General features: G+C 35.0%; 22 protein-coding genes and 1 other annotated feature. Of the genes, 17 read left to right on the plus strand and 5 right to left on the minus strand.

The window, feature by feature from the left end:
• Positions 1-75 precede the first annotated feature (75 nt).
• Positions 76-1,758, plus strand: coding sequence for a methyl-accepting chemotaxis protein (locus FEU33_RS06545; RefSeq protein ID WP_146548605.1), 1,683 nt, complete (start codon positions 76-78; stop codon positions 1,756-1,758).
• 404 nt (positions 1,759-2,162) lie between these two features.
• Entirely contained in the window at positions 2,163-2,963 is an 801-nt protein-coding gene (locus FEU33_RS06550) for a hypothetical protein (RefSeq protein ID WP_146548606.1), read from the plus strand.
• 278 nt (positions 2,964-3,241) lie between these two features.
• Here FEU33_RS06550 and FEU33_RS06555 read toward each other — a convergent pair whose 3' ends face one another.
• Together FEU33_RS06555 and FEU33_RS06560 are read right to left on the minus strand one after the other, a co-directional pair.
• On the minus strand, positions 3,242-3,913 hold the full coding sequence (locus FEU33_RS06555; protein WP_146548607.1) for a CPBP family intramembrane glutamic endopeptidase: 672 nt from the start codon (positions 3,911-3,913) through the stop codon (positions 3,242-3,244).
• 280 nt (positions 3,914-4,193) lie between these two features.
• Positions 4,194-4,988, minus strand: coding sequence for an enoyl-CoA hydratase/isomerase family protein (locus FEU33_RS06560; RefSeq protein WP_146548608.1), 795 nt, complete (start codon positions 4,986-4,988; stop codon positions 4,194-4,196).
• 329 nt (positions 4,989-5,317) lie between these two features.
• Between FEU33_RS06560 and FEU33_RS06565 the strand changes: the two genes are divergently transcribed.
• The 4 genes from FEU33_RS06565 to FEU33_RS06580 all read left to right on the plus strand — a co-directional run bounded on the left by FEU33_RS06565 (position 5,318) and on the right by FEU33_RS06580 (position 11,206).
• Positions 5,318-6,091 carry an alpha/beta hydrolase gene (locus FEU33_RS06565; RefSeq protein WP_146548609.1) on the plus strand — a complete coding sequence of 258 codons (774 nt, stop codon included), beginning with the start codon at positions 5,318-5,320 and terminating at the stop codon, positions 6,089-6,091.
• A gap of 305 nt (positions 6,092-6,396) precedes the next feature.
• Positions 6,397-7,563 (plus strand): exonuclease SbcCD subunit D, encoded by a 1,167-nt coding sequence (locus FEU33_RS06570; RefSeq protein WP_146548610.1) that lies wholly within the window; start codon positions 6,397-6,399, stop codon positions 7,561-7,563.
• Positions 7,560-10,640 (plus strand): AAA family ATPase, encoded by a 3,081-nt coding sequence (locus tag FEU33_RS06575; protein ID WP_146548611.1) that lies wholly within the window; start codon positions 7,560-7,562, stop codon positions 10,638-10,640. The genes FEU33_RS06570 and FEU33_RS06575 overlap by 4 nt, the downstream gene beginning before the upstream one ends.
• A gap of 212 nt (positions 10,641-10,852) precedes the next feature.
• The gene (locus FEU33_RS06580; RefSeq protein WP_146548612.1) at positions 10,853-11,206 is read left to right on the plus strand and encodes an LPXTG cell wall anchor domain-containing protein; all 354 of its coding nucleotides are present in this window, start codon (positions 10,853-10,855) and stop codon (positions 11,204-11,206) included.
• A 72-nt stretch (positions 11,207-11,278) separates the two neighbouring features.
• On the opposite strand, the gene proC is transcribed toward FEU33_RS06580, so the two are convergent.
• A complete protein-coding gene (gene proC / locus FEU33_RS06585) occupies positions 11,279-12,097 on the minus strand; it encodes a pyrroline-5-carboxylate reductase (protein WP_146548613.1) in 819 nt (272 codons plus the stop codon).
• A gap of 285 nt (positions 12,098-12,382) precedes the next feature.
• Positions 12,383-12,597: a binding site (T-box leader), on the minus strand.
• Between the two features lie 122 nt (positions 12,598-12,719).
• Here proC and FEU33_RS06590 point away from each other — a divergent pair.
• From FEU33_RS06590 to FEU33_RS06620, 7 genes are all read left to right on the plus strand, one after another.
• Entirely contained in the window at positions 12,720-13,664 is a 945-nt protein-coding gene (locus FEU33_RS06590; protein ID WP_146548614.1) for an MBL fold metallo-hydrolase, read from the plus strand.
• On the plus strand, positions 13,651-14,403 hold the full coding sequence (locus FEU33_RS06595) for an SDR family NAD(P)-dependent oxidoreductase (protein WP_146548615.1): 753 nt from the start codon (positions 13,651-13,653) through the stop codon (positions 14,401-14,403). The genes FEU33_RS06590 and FEU33_RS06595 overlap by 14 nt, the downstream gene beginning before the upstream one ends.
• 718 nt (positions 14,404-15,121) lie before the next feature.
• Positions 15,122-16,333, plus strand: a complete 1,212-nt coding sequence (locus tag FEU33_RS06600) for an argininosuccinate synthase (RefSeq protein WP_146548616.1) — start codon at positions 15,122-15,124, stop codon at positions 16,331-16,333.
• The gene (gene argH, locus FEU33_RS06605) at positions 16,330-17,712 is read left to right on the plus strand and encodes an argininosuccinate lyase (RefSeq protein WP_146548617.1); all 1,383 of its coding nucleotides are present in this window, start codon (positions 16,330-16,332) and stop codon (positions 17,710-17,712) included. Before FEU33_RS06600 ends, argH begins: the two co-directional genes overlap by 4 nt.
• Before the next feature lie 843 nt (positions 17,713-18,555).
• The gene (locus tag FEU33_RS06610; protein WP_146548618.1) at positions 18,556-19,266 is read left to right on the plus strand and encodes a cytochrome c biogenesis CcdA family protein; all 711 of its coding nucleotides are present in this window, start codon (positions 18,556-18,558) and stop codon (positions 19,264-19,266) included.
• Positions 19,267-19,295: 29 nt separating this feature from the next.
• Positions 19,296-19,655, plus strand: coding sequence for a response regulator (locus tag FEU33_RS06615; protein WP_146548619.1), 360 nt, complete (start codon positions 19,296-19,298; stop codon positions 19,653-19,655).
• A gap of 25 nt (positions 19,656-19,680) precedes the next feature.
• Positions 19,681-20,181: a CcdC family protein gene (locus FEU33_RS06620; RefSeq protein WP_146548620.1), complete on the plus strand. Its 501-nt coding sequence runs from the start codon at positions 19,681-19,683 to the stop codon at positions 20,179-20,181.
• Between the two features lie 136 nt (positions 20,182-20,317).
• Here FEU33_RS06620 and FEU33_RS06625 read toward each other — a convergent pair whose 3' ends face one another.
• The gene (locus FEU33_RS06625) at positions 20,318-20,749 is read right to left on the minus strand and encodes a DUF2621 domain-containing protein (RefSeq protein ID WP_146548621.1); all 432 of its coding nucleotides are present in this window, start codon (positions 20,747-20,749) and stop codon (positions 20,318-20,320) included.
• 106 nt (positions 20,750-20,855) lie between these two features.
• Between FEU33_RS06625 and FEU33_RS06630 the strand changes: the two genes are divergently transcribed.
• The 4 genes from FEU33_RS06630 to FEU33_RS06645 all read left to right on the plus strand — a co-directional run bounded on the left by FEU33_RS06630 (position 20,856) and on the right by FEU33_RS06645 (position 22,406).
• Positions 20,856-21,074 (plus strand): DUF1659 domain-containing protein, encoded by a 219-nt coding sequence (locus FEU33_RS06630; protein WP_186731336.1) that lies wholly within the window; start codon positions 20,856-20,858, stop codon positions 21,072-21,074.
• 32 nt (positions 21,075-21,106) lie between these two features.
• A complete protein-coding gene (locus FEU33_RS06635; protein ID WP_146548623.1) occupies positions 21,107-21,322 on the plus strand; it encodes a DUF2922 domain-containing protein in 216 nt (71 codons plus the stop codon).
• 256 nt (positions 21,323-21,578) lie between these two features.
• Positions 21,579-21,701: a YvrJ family protein gene (locus tag FEU33_RS06640; protein ID WP_146548624.1), complete on the plus strand. Its 123-nt coding sequence runs from the start codon at positions 21,579-21,581 to the stop codon at positions 21,699-21,701.
• Between the two features lie 105 nt (positions 21,702-21,806).
• Positions 21,807-22,406, plus strand: a complete 600-nt coding sequence (locus FEU33_RS06645; RefSeq protein ID WP_146548625.1) for an SCO family protein — start codon at positions 21,807-21,809, stop codon at positions 22,404-22,406.
• Between the two features lie 113 nt (positions 22,407-22,519).
• Here the strand turns inward: FEU33_RS06645 and mscL are convergent, their stop codons facing one another.
• Positions 22,520-22,888 carry a large conductance mechanosensitive channel protein MscL gene (gene mscL, locus FEU33_RS06650; RefSeq protein ID WP_146548626.1) on the minus strand — a complete coding sequence of 123 codons (369 nt, stop codon included), beginning with the start codon at positions 22,886-22,888 and terminating at the stop codon, positions 22,520-22,522.
• Between the last annotated feature and the right edge of the window lie 121 nt (positions 22,889-23,009).

A 23,009-nucleotide genomic window follows, 5' to 3' on the forward strand; every position in this document is an offset into this window, starting at 1 on the left:
CTCGATAATCATGCTGGTATAAAATTGTATTTATTTATATAGCATAAAATTCATTGTGGTGGGAGATGACATAGATTGTCTGTTCAAAGGAAAATAAGCTTAGGCTTTATTATTTTGTTTGTTTACATAATGATTCTCATGGGGTTAAATGGCAATCGAATGGATAGCGTAGTCGACTCATTTGGTCGCGTTATCAATGACAATGTAACTAATTTAAAAAAGGTTAATGAAATTAAGTCGAATATTTCCAGTGAAGGATTATATTTAAGAGGTTTTATTATTGATAATAATGCATCCAATTCTCAAAAATTAACTGGATATCAAGAAAAAACAACAAAATTGATTGATGAGCTTCAGAAAAGTGCTGACTCCAAAATTGTCAAGGATTATACAAAGAGTATGAGTGAGACAATAGCTACCTACAATCAAGTCATAGATAAAATCATCGAGTATAAAAAAGCGGGAAAAGACGATAGCGTAGCTTTAGAATTGAATAATGCGGAGTCCGCTCACCAAAGTTTAATGACGAATATCACTGCTATTGAAAAATATCAGCAAAAGGAACTGGCTGCAGCAAAGGCCAACGTCAATCATAGTGCTTTTATAGCAAAAATTGCTTCGATTATCATTGCCATTTGCGGTATGATTACAGCTCTTCTTTTTATGAATCGAGTAAGACGGATCATTGTGAAGCCTCTATTAAAGGTCGTAGAAGGTGCGAAACAAATTGCATCTGGAGATTTAACGCAAGATGATATTGTTGTGAAGTCAAAAGATGAAATTGCAACATTGGCGTCATCTTTTAATGAAATGAAGAAAAATTTACAAACGATTATTATCAATATAGGAGAAAGTTCACGTCAGTTATCTGCAGAAATGGAAGAACTTGCGGCTTCAACTGAGGAGATTTCTAGTGCAGCTGATGCAGTATCAAATAGTGTCGAAGTCACTTCGAGAGGCGCAAATGACTCGGCTGTTATCGCAAAAGATGCAGCACAAGCTATGAATGAGACAGCAGCAGGTGTCCAATCAATCGCAGAAAATTCTCAATCGCTATTTGATAAAGCAAAACAAGCATCAGAACTTGCAGAAAATGGTAGGAAAATATTGAATGTTGCCAAAGAACAAGTTTTGTTAATATCTAAAACAACGGATCAAACAAATGAATTAATCACACGTCTAAAAAATCAATCAGCTGAAATACAGAATATGACAAAAGCGATTACAGAGATTTCAGATCAAACGAATTTACTGGCTTTAAACGCTGCTATAGAGGCTGCAAGAGCAGGAGAGCATGGAAAAGGATTTGCGGTTGTGGCTGACGAAGTTCGGAAATTAGCAGAGGAATCCAAAAATTCTGCAGAGCAAATTGTCTCATTAATAAGTACAATTCAAAATGATACAGAAATTGTAGCGAAATCCGTAACAAGTAATTTAACGAATGTTCAAGATGGTGTGTATGTTATTACAAATGCGACGGAAGCTTTTGGTCATATTTCTAGTTCAGTTAATCAAATGACAAATAGCTTAGAGGAAGTAACGTCCACTTCTGAACAGCTATCAGCAGCAACTGAGGAAGTTACAGCTTCAGTTGAAGAGATTGCAAAACAAGCCGTCCAATCTGCTGAATCGACAAATACTATTTCTGGTTCAGTAGAAGAACAAAATGCGACATTACAAGAAATAACAGGGGTTATTCAGGAAATAAGTAAAAAATCTGTTGAATTGCAAGAATTAGCACATCAATTTAAAGTGTAAAATAGTATGTTATTAGCCGAGGTGCAAACAAGTGCCTTGGCTTTTTTCTTTTTACAGGCGTTTGTGTTTTAACTTTTTTTCTATATCAAATGAATAGTATAATGAGAAAAGCAGATTATCCATTTGAACAAAGAAGTAACATAATGAACAATCGAGTTTACATCAAATGAATGATTATTGATCCCGCTTTAACGGGCAGTAAGACCCCCCACCTCAAGGTTTAGAGAAAAACGAGAAAGACAGGTGTGGGAACAACTGCCCGTAAAAGTCCGATTGGTTCAGCTAACCATTAGTGGGGGATGAAGAAAACCCCCACTGATGGAAGCTTCACTTTATTGGAAAGTGTTAACTTAATCACTCAGCTGATTTTACGTTTAAAATAAAGATGAATAGGTGATATACAATTGAAAATATATTCATTGAGTGGGCCAAGTGGAACTGGTAAAAGTACTTTTGCATTGTCTTTTGCACATGATCATGATATCGCTGGCATTATTGATGATGGTCTTTTTATTGTCAATGGTAAGAAAATTGCTGGTATGTCTGCAAAATTTGAAAAAAGTGCCTACAAAGCAGTGAAAAGGGCCATTTTTTCAGATGAGGATCACGCAAAAGAAGTGCAAAATGCCATTAAAGCGCAGCAAATCGACAAATTATTGATAATAGGCACATCTGATCGAATGACAGATAAAATTGCACGAAGATTAGAGATCGGAGAAATTCAATATTACTATCATATTGAAGATTTAAAATCTTCTAGTGAACTGAAATTAGCAAAATTTATTCGTAAAACAGAAGGCAAGCATATAATGCCTATTCCTGTTATAGAAGTTGAGCAAAATTTTTTCAAACGATTCATACAAAGAGGAATGGAAATTTTCTCAACCAAAAAAGAAAAGATCGGTGAAACAACTATTGTTCAACCTGATTTCCATCAGGCTACTGGTCATATTGATAAACAATACTTTAGCCAAATGATTCAAAAGACTTGTGAAAAAGAAAAAATGGTTGAGAAGGTAACGAAAGTACAATTTGTACTATTACCGGCACCAAAAGTTTCGGTTAGCCTTATTTTACAAGGACCCATACAGTTGGATCAACAACTGCCCATTAGAGAATTACAAGAAAATATACGGAATGCTTTTGATCAAGAATTTGAACTGGAATTACAGAGCATCGATATAAATTTAGTGTCCATTCAGTAGGATTAAAAAACCAGGGACTGATAGGCCAAGAATGCCCCCTGTGTCATTTTTCTTTGATACAGAAGGATATTTCTTCCTGATCTATTCACCTTGAAGAATTAATATCATATAGGCATGAAGCTTAAGCCACTCACAATGTGGGAAGTTCAAAATCCACTATTGAAAAAGTAAAAAAGACAGTTTAGATCGATTGAAAACTATAACATCTCTAGTCAATCCTGGTTGATGATAAGCACTTTGTTGCTTCAAGCTTCTATCTTGACGGTTTGTGATATGTATCAAATAATCGTAACAAATAAATCGTAAAATGAGTGCAGGAGAACAACCGACCATATTGAGCCTGTCTTTTTATAAATAAATCCAAAAACTAAACTAAGTAGAAAAATATAGATATGTGTGCCAAAATGAAAAAATTCCCTATTATGAATCCAAATCGGGTAGTGTATAAGCAAAAATAATAATGATGTAATTCCGTTTGCCTTCCAAAAAGATATCCTGCTGTTAATTTCTTTCAGGATAAACCCCCTAAAAACCATTTCTTCTGTAATACCTACAATTAGAAACCCATCAAGATAGCTGTCTAATGGCAGTAAAAAATGAAATGTTTCTTTATTAATGAGATAGACTTCAATGGCAAAACGCAAACCAATAAGTGTAGAAAGAATGATACCCCAAAATAATCCTTTTTTCACATGAACGTTCATATTAAAATAATCAATTGGCTTTATTTTTAGATCGTATTTTACATAAAGCCAAATAGGAACGATCCAAACTAAGATTTTTGCTGTTGCTTCCAGCAAAGTATAAGCTGTTTCTCCAAATAAATGAAAGTAATCAATGAACCACAACTCTTTCAAAGCCCAAATAAAGTAAAAGAAAAGTAGATATAAAATGAGCGTTTGCACATTACGATTTTTAGCGTTATTTTCAGCCTTTGAGTTTAATTCCATTTTCTCCCCCTATATTGTATTATATCAGCGCTAATATTTTTAATATAGCAATTTTTAGTTTTTTATAGGTTTTAAGACATACAAAAAGCATGAATAATTCATATACGAATCACAGCATGCTTTTTGTGTGCGATTGAACCACATTTAATTTTTGTCCTTCTTAAAAGAGAAGCCATTCTTTTTACATTAAAGCCTTTGTTTTTCCAAATTCTATAGACTTGCATGAATATTAGCTAATAACTTTTTAGCAAGATAGAAAAACAATTTAGATAAGGATTATTTATGATATTCGCGTAAATTGAGGTGGTCTTTTTTCAACGAAAGCGCGAACACCTTCTGGAAAATCCTTTGCGTCGACAAATGGAGTAGAACTTTTCCAAAGTACGGGTGCGGAATCGATACATTCTTGAACAGATTGCTTCACAGCTAATACAGAAGCTGGTGACATCGAAGCCACTAATTTTCCAAGTCTTATGGCATAACGATCTAAATCCTTTTCTTGTGTGACATAATTCAACATTCCAACTCGATAGGCTTCTTCCGTTTTCAAAAACTTTCCTGTATATACTAAATCTTTTGTCATACTTGGACCTATAAGGTTCACTAAACGTGCTGCAAATTTATTGTTTAACGTAATACCTAATTTTCCAACAGGGATACCAAGCTTGGCTTTCTCTGAACCAATGCGAATGTCACATGCAAGAGCCAATTCAAGACCAGCTCCCATCGCAGGACCATTAATGACTGCAATAGTTGGTAGTGGTAAATGTTCGATGGTGGAAATCGTTTTTTCCATATGAACGAATGCTTCTTCTGATTTTTCCAATGAAATGGAATTGAATTCTTTAATATCTGAACCAGCAGTGAACTGTTGACCATATCCTCTTAAGAGTAAAACTTTATTTTTAGAATTTTCTAACGCCTTCAATGCTAGTTTTCGTAGTTCATCCCACATAATCGCCGTTAGTGCATTTTTAGCTTGCGGACGATGTATTGTAATGATGGCTAAACCTGCTGTTTCTTGATAAATGATTTTTGCATCTTCTTTTTCCAATCTTGTTGTAGAAACTTTCATCATAATCCCCCTATTTTTTAACGTACCTCTATTATATAACAGAATAAACTGTTATAGATTATTTTTTTATGACTAAAAATTTTAAATCATCGGAAACGACATTTAAAACATTATAATTATAACTAAAATGCATAATAATTTATGAAATAATATAGTGTACATTATGAGTAAAAGGTGTTAGTCTGTATGTAATATAAAATGTGAACAAAAATTGAGCGCCTACGAGAAAAAAATGCGGAATGATAAACTTTTTAATTGACAATAATATTTTTAGTGGAAAAGGAAAATTATCATATAGGCACTCAAAATAAAAAGGAGTTCAAGAAAAGATGAAGCTATTAGCACCGCAACCATTTACATTTGAAGGAGATCATCGGGCTGTCTTATTACTGCATGGTTTTACGGGAAGCACAAAAGATGTGAAGAAACTAGGCCAGTATTTAAATAAACAGGGTTATACATGCCATGCGCCAATGTATCGAGGGCATGGTGTAAGCGCAGAAGAAATCTTAAAATATGGTGCAAAATATTGGTGGGAAGATGTAACGAGAGGGTATCATCATTTAAAAGAATTAGGATATGAAGAAGTTGCTGTTGTTGGTATTTCTCTAGGCGGTGTATTTACATTAAAAGTGGGTGCTGAGTTTCCGGTAAAAGGTGTTGTTTCAATGTGTGCACCAATTAAACGAAGAACAAAAGAGGGTTTGTTTGAACGTTTATACAATTACGCAAGAGTATACAAGCAAATTGAAGGAAAAGATGAAGAGCAAATCGAAAAAGAACTAAAGACATTAGAAAAACTCCCACGAGGAGCTATTGATGAAATCCAAAAAATGATTCAGCATACTTCTGAAGAAATTGAAGAGATTCATGCACCAACACTAGTGTTACAAGGTAAATTGGATGATTCTTTATACCAAGAAAGCGCTCCCTATATTTATGATACAGTTGAAACAGAAGATAAAGAAATTATCTGGTATCAAAACTCTGGTCATATCATTACTTTGGGGAAAGAACGAGATAAAGTATATGAAGATGTATTGCATTTCTTAGATGAATTAGATTGGTCAAAGGGTGCAAAGGATAAAAAACTTCACGCATAGAGAAGAGTGCTAGCATAGACGAACGCAATGTTCTGATAGAATGGAAGATAGATATATGATTTTAACGACTCGTTATGAATTTTCATAGCGAGTTTTTTAGATTTTGGCTAAATATCCATAAGATTTTTAAATTGATATAATAAAGAACGTTTGTTCTGTTTTACGGATTATGATAGAATATATGTAATCACTTTACTTTGTTTAATGTAAGAACCGTCATCATCTTTCGTTTGTCACATTACTAGCTGAAAAAGTCGATAATATCCTATAATAGAGCTAATAGTTTTAAAGATTGGAGTGATCATATGAAGATTTTTCACACAGCAGATTGGCATTTGGGAAAATTGGTACAAGGTATTTCCATGATAGAAGACCAAGCGTTTATTTTACAGCAATTTTTGCAAGATATTGATGAAGAAAGGCCTGATGTAGTCGTTATAGCAGGTGACCTATATGATCGATCAGTTCCAGCTACAGAAGCGGTGGCGTTATTAGATGATATCTTTTCGGAAATCGCCATCAAACGAGATATTCCAGTCGTCGCTATATCAGGCAATCATGATAGTCCAGGACGTATTCACTTTGGCTCACGTTTTATGGGGGCAAAAGGTCTCCATATTATGGGGAATTTATCAAAGAATTTAAAACCTGTTGTGTTACATGATGAATTTGGTGAAGTTCACTTTCACTTAATTCCTTATACGGATCCCTCTCATGTACGCTATTTATATGCTGATGATACGATTAAAACTCAACAAGATGCAATGGCAAAAATTATAGCAAATGTGGTTGATTCACTGGATTCAAGTGCCAGACATGTATTAGTTGGACATGCTTTTGTGACGAAAGATGGAGCCGATGAAGAGAATGCTACCGATGCAGAGCGCCCATTATCAATTGGGGGTTCAGAATGTATTGATGCCAAGTTATTTGAACCATTCCATTACACAGCACTTGGTCATTTACATCAAGCTCATTTTGTAGATTCTGAAAAAATCCGTTATTCGGGATCGCCATTAAAATATTCTATTTCAGAGGAAACACATAAAAAAGGGTATTTAATGGTCGACTTATCTGCTGATGGCTCCATTCGTGTTACCAAAAAAGAATTAATGCCAAAACGAGATCTTAAAACAGTTGAGAATACTATGGAAGAAATTTTAAAGTCGCCAAAAAGCGAAGATTATGTTTTTGTAAAACTATTAGATGATACCCCCATTATTTCACCTATGGAAAAAATCCGTTCTGTCTATCCAAACGCGATGCATGTTGAACGTGTCATTTTAAAAGATTTTAGTGATGTACAACATGAGATTGTATCACGCCAAAAAATGGATGACATGACATTGTTTACATCATTTTATCGAGAAATTTTAGGAAAAGATGCAGATGACGAGACTATTGAGCTTTTCCGAGAAGTGTTGCAAGAGGAATTATTATTACAACGTGAAGTGGAGGTGAAAAATGTATGAAACCGTTAATGCTGAAACTTACTGCTTTTGGACCATATAAGGATACTGAAACAATTGATTTTAGAGAATTAGGAGAACATAAGTTATTTGTGATATCCGGATCAACTGGGGCAGGCAAAACAACTATTTTTGATGGTATTTGTTTTGCTTTATATGGTTCCGCAAGTGGTGAAGACCGTGCTGATATGAAAGAAGTTCGTAGTGATTTTGCAAATGAAGATACACATACTTCTGCTGAATTAATTTTTTCAATGAAGGGGAGAACATATCGAATTTTGCGTCAGCTTGCTCATAAGAAAAAGGGCAATAAAAGTGCAACAGGAGATAAATTAGAGTTTGTTGAAATTCTTTCTGAAGGAGAAAGACCTGTTGTTGAATCACAAAAAGTAACCGAAATCAATCAAAAAATGGAGGAAATTATCGGCTTATCAAAAGATCAATTTAAACAAATCGTGATGTTGCCTCAAGGTGAATTCCGTAAGTTATTGACATCTGAAACGGAAAATAAGGAAGCGATTCTTCGCAAAATATTTAAAACGAATTCTTATCGTCATTTAGCAGATCGCTTAAAAGAAAAAAAGGATGAGGCTGAAAAAGCATTAACAAGTGCAAAGTCTATTCAACATTTACATATTGAACATATAAAAACGGCATTACCCAAACGTCAATCATCATTACAACAAGTTTTATCTTCAGAACATTTGAATATCTACCAATTGGTAGATGCCTTAAAAGAAGAGATCGAATTCTACTCAAATGAGCTGCTGCAGAAAGAAAAGGTATATCAGGCAATCGTATTTCAAACAGAAGAACAACAAAAATTAGTTGTGGAAACAAAAGAATTCAATAAACGTTTGCGTGCGTATCAAGATAAAGAAGAGCAATTGGGATTGCTAGAGCAACAATCTAAAAGTTATGAAGAAATGAAACAGAAGATAGATGCTGCGAAAAAAGCCAGTCATATCATTCCTTTAGAAGAACACTATTATGAGAATGTTCGTTTGAAAAAAGAAAAGGAGCAGGCATTCAATCATTTACAAGAATCCTATCAGACTGCCAAGACAGCCTTGGAACAAGCCATCCACCTTTTTGAAAATGAAAAGATCAATCAACCAAAAATCGATGAACTGACGATTGAATTGGCGTCATTTAAAAAACTTGAAGAAACGTTTAGCGAATTAGCAAAAGCAGAAAATTTATCAAAGCAACAGCAACAAATTATTGACCAAGACAATAAATCCATAGAATTATTAAAAAGAGAAGTGGGAAATTTAAGTCAAGTACAGTCTCAACAAGTCTGCACAGTAGCGAGTTTAACCCAACAATTAGTTCAATTTGATGAAAAAAATGAACAACTTTCACTATTAAAGGAAAAAACGTCGGCGTGGCAAAGCTGGCAACAACAATCAACGGCATTAAAACAGCTTCAAGATTTGGAAGTAGAGAAAGAACGTATTTATCATCAGTACACTGCACAGTACAAAATTGAGGAAGGAAAATGGCTAAGCAATCAGGCAACTCTCTTAGCGGCACAACTGGTGGATGGACAACCTTGCCCTGTATGTGGAAGCATCGAACACCATCCTATCCAAGCAGTCCATAGCGAAAGTGAGGTTAACGAACAACGACTTTCTAAATTGAGATCACAGGCAGAACAAGCAACTAATCAGTATTTTGAGTTGCATGGTAAGGTCCAAGCCAGTGCACAGCTGCTTCGTCAATTCGAAGAAAAGTTAGCCCTTTTAGGAGTAGAAATAAAAGACGGGCAACAATTATTGACGCAATATCAACGACTCCAATCAGAAATTCAACAACTCAAGCAAAAAAAGAAAGAACTTGATCAAGTACAAACTCAAAAACAACAAATAGATGCGCAATTAGAATTACAAGCTCAAAAGCAACAAAAATTGGAACAAGATAAGAATGCTCACTTGGAAAACTACTATGCGGCACAGGCAAAATGGAATCGTATTCAAAAAGAAATACCTGAAACCATTTCATCGATTCAAGTGCTTCATACAAAGATCCAAACCACTACTGTCCAACGAACTCAGCTAAAGGATCGTTTTGAACAGGCACAGCAACAAGTGGATTTGATGCATCGCCGAGTAGTATCGTTGGAGGCTTCTATTCAAAGTGCCGAACAAAGTAAAATAGAAGCACAAGATGCTTTGGAAGTAGCACAAAATCGATTTAAGGAAGCAGTCTTAGCAGCTGGATTTGAAAAGGGAAGTGACTATCAAGCAGCACGTTTACAACCAGATGTATTAGAACAACTTGAAATACAATTGACAGATTACATGAAACAAAAATATGCTCTTCAAGAACAATTAAAAGATGGTGCTGCTGATTTTGCAGGAAAGACCATAAAAGATGAAGTACAATTAGAAAAACAATTAGAAGAACTTCGACAACGTTCCATGAAGGCAAGTGATGAATTGCACAAAACAAAGCAATATCATTTAGATGCTATACAATTAGCAGGGAATATTGAAAAAGTCAGTCATCAGATTGCCGCACTTGAAAGAAAATGTTCTAAGATTATTGATCTATATGATCTGCTTCGTGGACAAAATGATATGAAAATTTCATTTGAACGATATTTACAGATCGAATATTTAGAACAAATCATTCAAGCTGCGAACGAGCGCTTAAAGCCAATATCTAACGGACAATATCGACTTGTTCGAAGCAATCGACAAGAGGCAAGGGGAAAACAAAGTGGATTAAGTTTAGATGTGTATGATGCGTATACGGGACAGAATCGAGATGTGAAAACATTATCGGGAGGAGAAAAATTTAATGCATCATTGTCACTTGCTTTAGGTATGTCGGATGTTATTCAGTCCTACCAAGGTAATATCCAAATAGAAACGATGTTTATTGATGAAGGATTTGGTACTCTTGATGAGGAAGCTTTAAACAAAGCAATTGATACATTAATCGAACTGCAAAACACTGGTAGAATGATTGGCATCATTTCGCATGTAGTTGAATTGAAAGAAGCTATGCCAGCCTTATTAGAAGTGAAAAAAAGCAAAGAAGGATACAGTTATACTAAATTTATCATCAAATAACTATATAATCCCTTAAATATTAAAATAAAATTCAATGATATTAAAATGCGGCTTTCAAAATTTTTTGTAAGAAAAAAGCCTTATTTTGCAAATTTTTTATAAAAGATTTGTAAAGATTTATAGTTAAAATAGACAAATAGGTATATAATGTACCGACGGGGCCAAAAAGTTCCTTTAATATGATTAGAATTTTATAATAGAGGGGATATAAAATGTTTAAACAATATATAGTTGCTATGATTATTAGTATTTTTGCTGTAGGCTTCAGTTTTTCAAATGGCAATACTGCAAATGCTGCAACTTCTGTTCATCAACCAAATACTATTGAAACTACCAAATCGGTCATTACAACGGTTTCTAAACCAACTAACCATATAAAAAAAGAAACAGCATCATCAAATGATGCTGAATTTGTTCAAGACACATTACCTCAAACCGGTGTTGAAGCAAATCATTCTGGATTGTATTTTTCTATTGCGGGTTTCTTCTTGTTATTAGCTGTTTTTACAAGCCGATCTAAATCATCTGGTCGCTACACTGTTTCCTCTGATAAACATAAAAAGTAAACCAAAAGCGGTTTACTTTTTAGTCTCAACCTTGTTAGTTCATTCTCAATAACGAATGAATCGACAAGGTTTTTATTTAGCTATTTTAACGGCAGCAAGTTCTCGAGATTTTGCTTCTGCATTTTGGATACATGCGTCGATCGCATCTACAAAATGATATTCTTCTAAAGCTTTAATGCCCGCTTCAGTTGTGCCGCCAGGGCTTGTAACTTTTCTGCGTAATTCTGTTGGTTCCTCATTCGATTGTTTTAGCATCTCAGCAGCACCAGCAATTGTTTGAATAGCCAATTGTCGTACTACTTCTTGAGATAGCCCAAATTTTACACCAGCTTGTTCGAATGCTTCCACTAAATAATAAAGATAGGCCGGACCACTTCCAGATAAGGCAGTGACTGCATGCAACTCGTCCTCTTTCACTTCAATGACTAAACCAATCGCTTCAAGCATTTGCATAAATTCTTCTCTTAGAGAAGCTGTAACAGATTGATTGAATGCAACCCCAGTTGCTGACATACCAATGGTTGCAGAAGTATTTGGCATAATCCTTGCGATTGGTCTTATACCTAGAGTTTGTTCGATTGTGTTCATAGAAACCCCTGCTACTACAGATAAAATAGCTGTATTTGATGGCAAAAATGGTGATAATTCATCCATTACTTGCTGAATATCCTTTGGTTTCACTGCTAAAATTAAACAATCAGCTTTTTTCACAATTTCGCGACTCCCACAAACAATTTGTACGCCATAGGTATCTGCTAATCGTTGAAGCTTTTGTTGATTAGACTTATTCATGACATAAATGCATTTGGGCAAAACAACACCTTCTTTAACCCAGCCATGAATTAATGCTTCAGCCATTGAGCCAGCACCAGCAAATACAATTGTCTCCATTTTAGTCGCCTCCTCATTTTTTAAGCCTTCATAAGCTCATTTTACGAATTGTCTCCATCTTTCAAGCATTTTCGGATGGGGACATATGCATTTTTTACAAATGGTTCTGTTATACTTCATCATTGACAATGGACAAGTTTTCATACTATGCAAAAGAAATGATCCTAAAGGAAGAAGGCAAAGTGATATCTTCGACTGAGTGCAGCGTATAAGTGCTCAACTGTAGCCAATAAATAAAGTATTTTTTAACAGAATTTGATAAATAAAAAAGCATTTCCATCCTAATTTAAGGACGAAAATGCTTGATTCCGCGGTACCACCTTGTTTTGCTACATGAAAAAATAGCACAACTTCATTTCCTCTTTATCGCAGAGAAACGACTGTGTTTCCACAGTTGCTCAGAAGTAGGTTCCAAAAAAACAGGTTATGTGACTTACAGCCGATGGTCACATTCTCTGAAAACTTATTATTTTTGTACTATTCTTCATCTTCGCTTTGCATATGTAAAATGAGTATAGTGAATCTAACATGGTTTGTCAATGTAAAAAGATGACGATTATTAAAAAAAAATGTACAATAAAGTGAATAGTTATTCATTTTAAAAAGAAAAAGGGGACTAACGATGATTCATAAAATTATTTCACCTGTACCTTTCCCAGAGGGGACTGTGAATTCATATTTAATAAAAGATGATGCGTTATCAATCGTTGATGTGGGAACTAAAACACCAGAAGCATTGGAAGCTATAAAAAAGGGGATCAAGGATGCTGGATATCAAATGGAGGATATCGAACAAGTCATTTTAACACATCATCATCCAGATCATGTCGGGTGGATAGATGCTTTTCCGAACGCAAAGGTTTTAGGGCATATTTATGTGGATGCATGGCTTCGCCGAGATCCTGTCTTTATCAATTCACATTATGATTTTTACCTAGATAGATTAAAAGAAGAAGGCGTTCCGGAAGAATATTATTTTTGGGCAAAAAAGATGACAAGATCTATAGAGATGCTTGGAGAACGCACATTAACGGATGTTATCCATGATGGAGATGAAATTCCAGGACACAAAGGTCTTATCGCTATTGAAACACTAGGGCATGCACAAAGTCACTTTGTCTTTTGGAATGAAGAGAAAAATGCAATGATTGGTGGAGATCTATTAATTGCGAATATTTCATCGAACCCACTAATTGAACCACCACTTAATCCAAAAGCAAAACGGGCAAAATCCCTACTACAATATAATGCATCACTGAAAAAACTATTAACTTTACCAATTGACAAAATTTATAGTGGGCATGGGAGCGAAATTACTAATGTTCAAGAGTTAGTCCGTGAAAGACTTGAAAAACAACATATAAGGGCCATGAAAGTTTTAAAATTATTAGAAGAACGTCCAAAAAATATTTTTCAGATCAATGTAGAAATTTTCCCTATACCTTACAAATCTCAACTCGGTTTAACTTTATCACAAACTATTGGACAGATTGATTATTTATTAGATCAGGATTTGATTACAGAAGTAAAAGATGAGAATGGTGTATATTGGTATGCTAAAAAATAAAACGATCTTAATAACGGGGGCAACATCAGGTGTTGGGCAAATCATTGCAAATAAACTAGCGGAGAAAGGGAATCATGTTATTGCAACAGGAAGAAATAAAAAATCTTTAAACGAATTGGCAATAAGGAATATCGTGACCATTCCAAGCGATTTATCTTCTCCGTTGGGAGTGCATCATCTTATCAAGCAGCTTCCACAACTTGATATTGCTATTTTCTCTGCTGGTATTGGTACGTTTGAATACGTAACTGAAATGGAAGATGAAGACTTACTAGAAATGTTGCATGTCAATGTTCAGGCACCTATGCTATTAACAAAATATATTGCGCAGAGGATGAAAGAGCAAAATCATGGTCAGCTTATTTTTATAGGTTCGCAGGCAGGAAAGATCGCAACACCAAAAGCATCTGTATATGCAGCGACAAAACATGCGATGATAGGTTATACGAATGCATTGCGATTGGAACTAGCGCCATATCATATCCATGTCACCTGCATTCATCCAGGACCTATCGATACACCTTTTATAGATCATGCAGATAAGACAGCTTCTTATAAACAAGCAATGAAGCATGTATTATTGCAGCCAGAAAAAGTTGCCAATGCAACGATTCGTACAATTGGTAAAACAACTAGAGAAGTTAATTTACCAAGATATATGTGGATTTCAAGTAAACTATATGCAATCGCTCCAGGTATTGTAGAAAAGGTAGGGAAACGTTTCTTTTATAAAAAGTGAATATTGTATGCTATATACATTTATTGCATGAAATTTTGCGTGTATTGTTCAAAAATCCTGTTAAAAATGCGGATTCTCATTCGAATGCATTATAGGTGTAGGCTTTTCACATATGACTCGAAAATTCCTCGTTATGCAAAGATCATATTGCCATGTCATAGAAGGGTTTCCACTATATGATTTTCACTAGCTCATTTGCTTGTGCTGCCATTTTTCAGTTTCGGCTTATATAAAATGAACTTTCACCAATAATATATACGAGTCCATTTTGAAAAAAATAAATTGTTGAAACAAATTAACTTAGTTTTACTTAATACAAGAGTAAAGATGTCATGGATTTTGAAAAGGCGATTTTCTTCAGGCAAGTTCGAAAAAACGGATGCAGACGTTCAGCGTAATTGATCACGTAAGTAAGATCCTCTCCTTCAAAACTTCTGTAAAAAACAGGAGGATAAGTAGAAGGATCAATTGCCTGTAAAAGCTTGATCAGCTCACTTTATATACAGTGAGGATGAAGAAAAATCTCCCTTGTGTGAAGTTTCACTTTACGATCAAAACCTAAATTTTAAAGTACTTTAGCTTAAATTGATGGTCATTTTAAAGTTTTAAAAAAAATGCAAGAAAATACACTTGTATTCATTTTTATTACATGTTAAGATGAATGCATAAATATTATATATCAACGCATAAACATACAGTGACTATGGAGGAATGCAATATGGCGAAAAAAATAGTATTGGCTTATTCAGGCGGTTTAGATACATCTGTAGCAATTCAATGGTTGAAGGACAAAGGCTATAATGTAGTAGCCTGCTGTTTAGATGTAGGTGAAGGTAAAGATTTAGATTTTGTACAAAAGAAGGCACTTGAAGTTGGTGCGGTTGAATCTTATATCGTTGATGCAAAAGATGAATTTGCTGAAGAATACGCATTGATCTCATTACAAGGACATACTTGGTATGAACAAAAATATCCTTTAGTTTCTGCTTTATCTCGTCCTTTAATTTCTAAAAAACTAGTAGAAATTGCAGAAAAAACGGGCGCAGTCGCTGTTGCACATGGCTGCACAGGTAAAGGAAATGACCAAGTTCGTTTTGAAGTTTCTATTAAATCACTAAATCCTAATTTAGAAGTAATTGCTCCTGTTCGTGAATGGGCTTGGAGTCGTGAAGAAGAAATCGATTATGCAAAATCTAAGAATATTCCGATTCCAATCAATTTAGACAGTCCATTCTCTATCGACCAAAATTTATGGGGACGTGCAAATGAATGTGGTATTTTGGAAGATCCTTGGGCTGCACCACCAGCTGATGCATATGATTTAACAGTAGCACTTGAGGATGCACCTGATACAGCAGATGTCATTGAAATCGAATTTGAACAAGGTGTTCCAGTTGCGCTTGATGGCGTTCAATATAAATTAGCGGACTTAATCTTAAAACTAAATGAATTGGCTGGTAAACATGGTATCGGACGTATTGATCATGTTGAAAACAGATTAGTTGGTATTAAATCACGTGAAGTTTATGAAATTCCAGGTGCACATACATTACTTCTTGCACATAAGGAACTTGAAGATATTACGCTTGTAAAAGAATTGGCTCACTTTAAACCAGTAATTGAAAAAAAATTAACAGAGCTTATTTATGATGGTTTATGGTTCTCTCCATTACGTGAAGCAATCCAAGCATTCTTAAAAGAAACTCAAAAATATGTAAATGGTACAGTTCGTGTGAAATTATTTAAAGGTCATGCAATTGTAGAAGGACGTAAATCACCAAACTCTTTATATGATGAAAAATTAGCTACTTATACAAAAGATGACGAATTCAACCATGCTTCAGCTGTAGGCTTTATCGAATTATTTGGTCTACCAACTAAAGTAAACGCAATGGTTAACAACAAAGGAGCAAAGAAGGTGCAAGCATGAGTGGTAAACTTTGGGGAGGTCGCTTCCAAAAGTCTGCTGAACAATGGGTAGATGAATTTGGGGCATCCATCGGGTTTGACCAACAGCTTGTAACGGAGGATTTAGAAGGTAGCATTGCCCATGTAACCATGCTTGGTGAAACCGGTATCCTTACAAAAGATGAAGTCAACACGATTAAAGACGGTCTAGAAAAACTAAAAGCTAAGGCACAAAACAATGAGCTTACATTTTCAGTGGAAAATGAGGATATCCATTTGAACCTTGAAAAAATGCTAATCGATTTGGTGGGTCCTGTAGGTGGAAAACTCCATACAGGGCGTAGCCGCAATGACCAAGTTGCAACAGATATGCATTTATTCCTGAAAAAACGTGTAAAAGAAGTAATTGAACTGATTACAAAATTTCAAGAAACGATTATCGTACAAGCACAAGCGAATATCGATACATTAGCACCAGGATATACGCATTTACAACGAGCACAGCCAATCTCTTTTGCACATCATTTAATGACGTATTTTTGGATGTTGGAACGAGATAAAGAACGATTTAACGAGTCGGTTAAACGTATAGATATCTCTCCACTTGGAGCAGGGGCTCTAGCTGGAACGACATTTCCAATCGATCGTGAATTGAGCGCAGAACTAATGGGCTTTTCAAATGTCTATCAAAACAGTATGGATGCTGTCAGTGATCGTGATTTTATCGTAGAGTTTTTGAGCAATAGTTCATTATTGATGGCACATTTATCAAGATTTGCAGAAGAAATTATTCTTTGGTCAACTGAGGAGTTCAAATTCATCGAGTTAGATGATGCATTCTCAACAGGTTCAAGTATTATGCCACAAAAGAAAAATCCTGATATGGCAGAACTGATTCGCGGGAAGGCAGGCCGTGTATACGGCAATTTGATGGGCTTGCTGACCGTGTTAAAAGGAATTCCATTAGCTTACAACAAGGACATGCAGGAAGACAAAGAAGGTATGTTTGATACACTTCATACGATTATTGGTTCTCTTAAAATCTTTGAAGGTATGGTACGTACAATGACTGTTTCAAAGGATACTTTAAAGAAGGCAGTTCATCAAGACTTTTCAAATGCAACTGAACTTGCGGATTATTTGGCTACTAAAGGCATGCCATTCCGTGAAGCTCATGCAGTAACAGGAAAATTAGTATTTCTTTGCATTCAACGAGGTATTTACTTATTAGACCTTCCTCTTGAGGACTTGCAAGAGGCAAGCAATCTAATCGAAGCGGATGTGTACGATGTATTAGCACCGGAGACAGCTGTTAAACGTCGTCATTCCCTTGGTGGGACAGGTTTCGATCAAGTGAAGATCCAAATTGAAAAGGCAAAAGAAAAATTGTTTCGTGCTTAAAACCCTTTTATAAAGGGAAGATAAAATTGGAAGGCTGTCCACAGAGGGGGACTAATTCCATAAAGAAGCATACATAGTGTGCTACAGAAAAAGCCAGTTTCCAGAGGGAAGCTGGCTTTTTTATTCAAAGTAAAGTTTTTTATCCCGCGTTAACTGATGACGTTCAAAGCAAGAGTTAGATGGAGGTAATTGCCTGCAATATCTCATTGGATAAACTAGCATCCATAAAAAGATAAAGAAAACTCTATTTGATAAAAATTAGGCGTGTCTGTTTGACATAATTTTTGAAAAACCCTGTTTTTTTAGGACCATTTATATAGATTGGAGCGGAGGCTTGCTCGACTCCCGCGGGAAAAGCGAATAGATGAGACCCCGCAGCGTAGCGAGTGAAGGAACGGAATCTAAGAACGCCACGTCCTGTGGCAACGATTCCGTGACCAACATCCTGTTGCCCCCAGCATTCGCCCGCAGGAAAGCGAGCAAGCCGGAGCGGAAATTAACAAATCCCCCTATTTTCATGGATTAAATTGGATAATCAACACGCCTGTTTTTGTAAGCTATTTATTGTAGAAAAAATTGTTTTCGCACCACTTCTTCTGCTATAAATCAGGAAAAATAGCCCTAAATTCTTCTCATCGATAAGACGTATATTTTCCACGAATTCCTAATAGTACAAAAATATAAGATGAAATCCCATATAAATCCTTCGCTTTTATAGTCAAATAGCATTATAATAGTCGTAACATGTTAAATGTTCGAGAAAATTTCACAGTTAAAAGTTGAGAATTTTTATGTAAAGTTTGGTAACATGGTAGTAGAATTTATAAGGAGCGACATCTGCATATGAATACAGACATAAATTTATTTTTTGCCTTTGGGGCAGGTTTTTTAAGCTTTATCTCACCATGTACATTGCCTCTTTATCCAGCATTTCTTTCATACATAACTGGTATTTCTTTTGATCAGTTAAAAAATGAAAAAGGAATGTTACAAAAAAGAGCAGTTTTACACACATTATTCTTTTTACTGGGCTTTTCTGTGATTTTTATCGCATTAGGCTTTGGAACAACCTTTGTAAAAAGTTTCTTTGTCCAATATGACGAGTTAATCCGTCAAATCGGGGGTATTTTGATTGTTGTTTTTGGTCTGATCATTACGGGGATTTTTACACCAGAGTTTTTGATGAAAGATCATAAATTCGAGTTTAAAAATAGACCATCAGGATATATAGGATCAATGCTTATTGGACTTGTTTTTGCAGCGGGTTGGACACCTTGTACAGGACCAATATTAGCTTCAATTATTTTGTTGGGTTCTACACATCCAGAGTCTGCGATGGGATATATGTTAGCCTACGTACTAGGATTTTCAATTCCATTCTTTGTTCTGTCATTCTTTATTTCACGGATGAATTGGATTCGAAGAAATAGCCAAAAAATCGTTAAAATTGGTGGTTATATCATGATTGCGGTAGGAATTATTTTGTTCTTTGATGGAATGACATACCTAAATCAATTATTAACACCAATTTTTGGTGGATTTCAGGGCTTTTAATTTTAGATTAATGTGATGGGGTGAAATTGTTGTCAACTGTATTAGTAGTAGATGATACGTTGTTTATGCGTAATGCTATTACAACGATGCTTGAAGAGGCAGGATTTGTTGTAATTGGAGAAGCAGAAAATGGAAAGCAAGCAATTGAGCAATATTTCAAATTACAACCTGATATTGTGACGATGGATGTTACAATGCCAGTCATGTCAGGATTAGAGGCTACAAAGGAAATCGTAAAAGATGATCCAAATGCAAAAATCTGTGTTGTTACTGCATTGGGACAACAAAAGCTTATCTTACAAGCGCTTAAAAATGGAGCAAAAGATTTTATTACAAAACCTTTTGAGAGGGAACGTTTAGTATCGACTATACGTCAAATGATAGAATAATTTTTTAAAGATAGGTGATTGTGAGATGTTAAGTTCAATTCCTTCTCAATTTATGCTACTTGGCTCTACTGTGGCTGTTGTATTAATGGGGATTATGATGATGATTATTCGTTCTAGATCATCCAAAAAACCTGCAAGTGTGAAAAAGATTATTATTCCACCAATTGCTATGTCATCAGGTGCATTTATGTTCTGTTTTGACTATTTTCATGTGGCATGGCCGCAAGTATTAGAGGCAGTTATTGCTGGTATAGTCTTTTCAACAGTTCTTATTGCAACCTCAAAATTCCAAGTTTTAGATGATGAAGTTTATTTGAAGCCTTCTAAAGCTTTCTTTTTCATATTAATCGGCTTATTGGTTATTAGAACGGTTGCAAAGGTGTATTTAAGTGGTTCTTTCCATCTTGGAGAGCTTGGTGGTATGTTCTGGATACTAGCCTTTTCGATGATTTTACCATGGCGTATTGCGATGTTGATCCAATATAAAAAAGTGGAAAAAGAATTACGCTTTTTACAACATAGTTGAATAATGAGTTTGTTTCAGAAGAGGTCTTCTTTGTCATATGATTTAGACAATCAAAAGCACGAATGCTGCTCAATCGGCATTCGTGCTTTTGACTTTTGAAGAATCTTGTCTCAAAGAGATTGTGGAGTCTACTCTTTCATTCATCTAAAAAGTTTTCATAAGGAGAAATATCAATATCCATTTGATTTAATTTTTTCCGTAAGAATTTATGATCACGTTTTGGCGTGGCAAGTATGTATCCTCTAATGATTAAGTCAAAATCAATCTTCTTTGCTTTTTCATCTAATGCAAGTTGGCCAATTTTACCTGCAATTTTTTGCTTGGCAACATCACGAAATAGATCTGGAACAGGGCTGACTAATTCATTTAATAAATCCTTTTCTTCTTGATGCCACAAATGCAAAGTTTTGTTTACATAATAATCTTGCCAATCTAAAGTAGATTTACCATCATCTTTTGGCATGGATTTCAAAAATTTACGGAACATGAAGAAACCGCCGATTGCTATCGTGCCGATAAGTACGACCACCCAAAATAGTATAAACCACAAAAAAGGACCGTTTAACACCGCATTCACCTCCCTACTATTATAAAAGGTAAATAAAAAATTTGCACTCCTTGTCCTCTTTTGAAGGATGAAAGTCTATGTAATTAGTGAAAGAGAGGTGATGGAGATGGCGATGAAAACATTTGAAAAAGCAACACTACGGTTAAAATTTTCACAAGGTTTGAATGAAAAAGGCCAAGTCATTGAAAAAACAAAAACATATCAAAATATTTCAGAACAAGCATCATTGGATAACTTGGCTATCGTTGGAACAGCGCTTGCTAGTTTGTTTGAATACCCGTTTATCGGGACTAGTATAGCAACGCAAGAAGCAATACAAAATTGATTCGAAAAGATGATAGTAGAGGAGGAAAAGAAATGGCAAAGGTACTGCAATTACAATTTAAAACCGCTAATGGAGCAAACTGTTCTATCAGTGTTGACGCACCTAAAAGTAATTTAACATCTGAAGAAGTATATCAAGTGATGGATACGGTGCTAGCAAGTAATGTATTTGCTATCAATGGTGCATCACTTTCAGAAATTGTAGGTGCTCGTTATGTAGAACGTACAGTCACTGAGATACATGCATAATGGATAAAGAGAAAGCTGCCTTTCTATCTTTTTGATAGTGCAGGCAGCTTTTTTAATAGCGCCTTAACGATAGGAAGACTCCACTTAGTTCAAGATTCCAGTAAAAGGAGAATAAGCAGGGGAGCGGCAGCCTAAAAAAATTAGGTCCCCCTCGTATGTACACAGTTGGAATCAAGAAAATACGGTGTAAAAGCTTCACTTTATAGCACACTTTTTGGAGTGTCGAATTGATGGGAACTAGGAAGGAGGAATTGTGATGGATGAATGGATTACGATTATTCAAGAAATGGGATTTCCGATATTTGTATCATTCTATTTAATGCATCGAGTTGAAACAAAACTTCAAGCAATTCACGATGCCCTGCTGAATTTAAAATAAGCCTATCGACTGTTTCACAAATTCGTCTTAAAGCTTTCAAACAGCGTTCTTGTAAAATGTGGTACAATTCGTTAAGATGGATGCAGATGAGGAGTGAAAGACAAAGTGAAAAAAAGATGGATCATAGCATCATTATTTTTGGTTTTATCTGTACTATTATCTGCCTGCGGTGGTAGTGAAAAGTTTAAAGCAGAAACGGACTGGAAAGTGCAAGACTTCAACTATACGAACCAAAATGGTGATAAGGTATCATTAGAAAGCTTGAAAGGAAAACCGTGGCTTGCCATGTTTATCTTTACAAATTGTACAAGTATATGTCCACCAATGACAAGAAATATGACAGATATCCAAAAATCTTTTGAAAAAAAGGGATTAAAAGATTACAAAATCGTTGGATTTAGTGTGGATCCTGATACAGATACACCTGCGAGACTAAAAAAATATATAGGGCAGTACCCTGTAGCAGATGATTCAAAATGGGATCTTCTAACAGGCTACTCTCAAGATGATATTGCTCAATTTGCATTAAAATCATTTAAAACATTAGTCAAAGATGATCCAAATTCGAATCAGGTTATTCATGGATCAAGCTTTTTCTTAGTGAACCAAGATGGTATTGTAGTAAAAAGCTATAGCGGATATAAAGATGTACCATATGATACAATTGCAGTTGATATGGAAACCATTATTGAAGACGGAAAGTAAGCATAAAAAGGCTTACCTGCAGTCTTTTTAAAAAATACGCATACAAAAAGCACAGGGTACTTGTTCTGTGCTTTTTTATGTAAGATGAAACTTGAGCTCCTCTAACGACTGCTTTATTTTTTCTCTTGAAGCAATGCACGAATATCCTTTAGTACGTCTTCAGTTGTTTCAACTGCTGCCGCTTCAACAATTTCTTCTTGTTTCTTTTTGAAATGTAGTTTTGAAATTAATCGGATGAAGATGAATATAGAAAATGCAATGATAAAAAAGTCAAATGTATTTTGAATGAAATTACCATACATAATGCCGTGATAATGTAAACCTTTAAAATCTACTTTCCCTATTAAAAGCCCTATAATAGGCATAATGATATCTGCTACCAATGAAGAAACAATTTTACCAAAAGCACTTCCAATAACAACCCCGACTGCTAGGTCCACAACATTTCCCTTCAAAGCGAATTTTTTAAAATCTTCCCACATATGTAATTACCTCCTAAACATATTAATTTTCACTATAAATAAGGTATTTTTATAAAATACTTATCCATAGTAGCAAAAATTTTCAATATATACTAGATACAAAAGGTAGAAAGTAGGTTAT

This window comes from Rummeliibacillus suwonensis, from assembly GCF_007896435.1.
Lineage (GTDB): Bacteria > Bacillota > Bacilli > Bacillales_A > Planococcaceae > Rummeliibacillus > Rummeliibacillus suwonensis.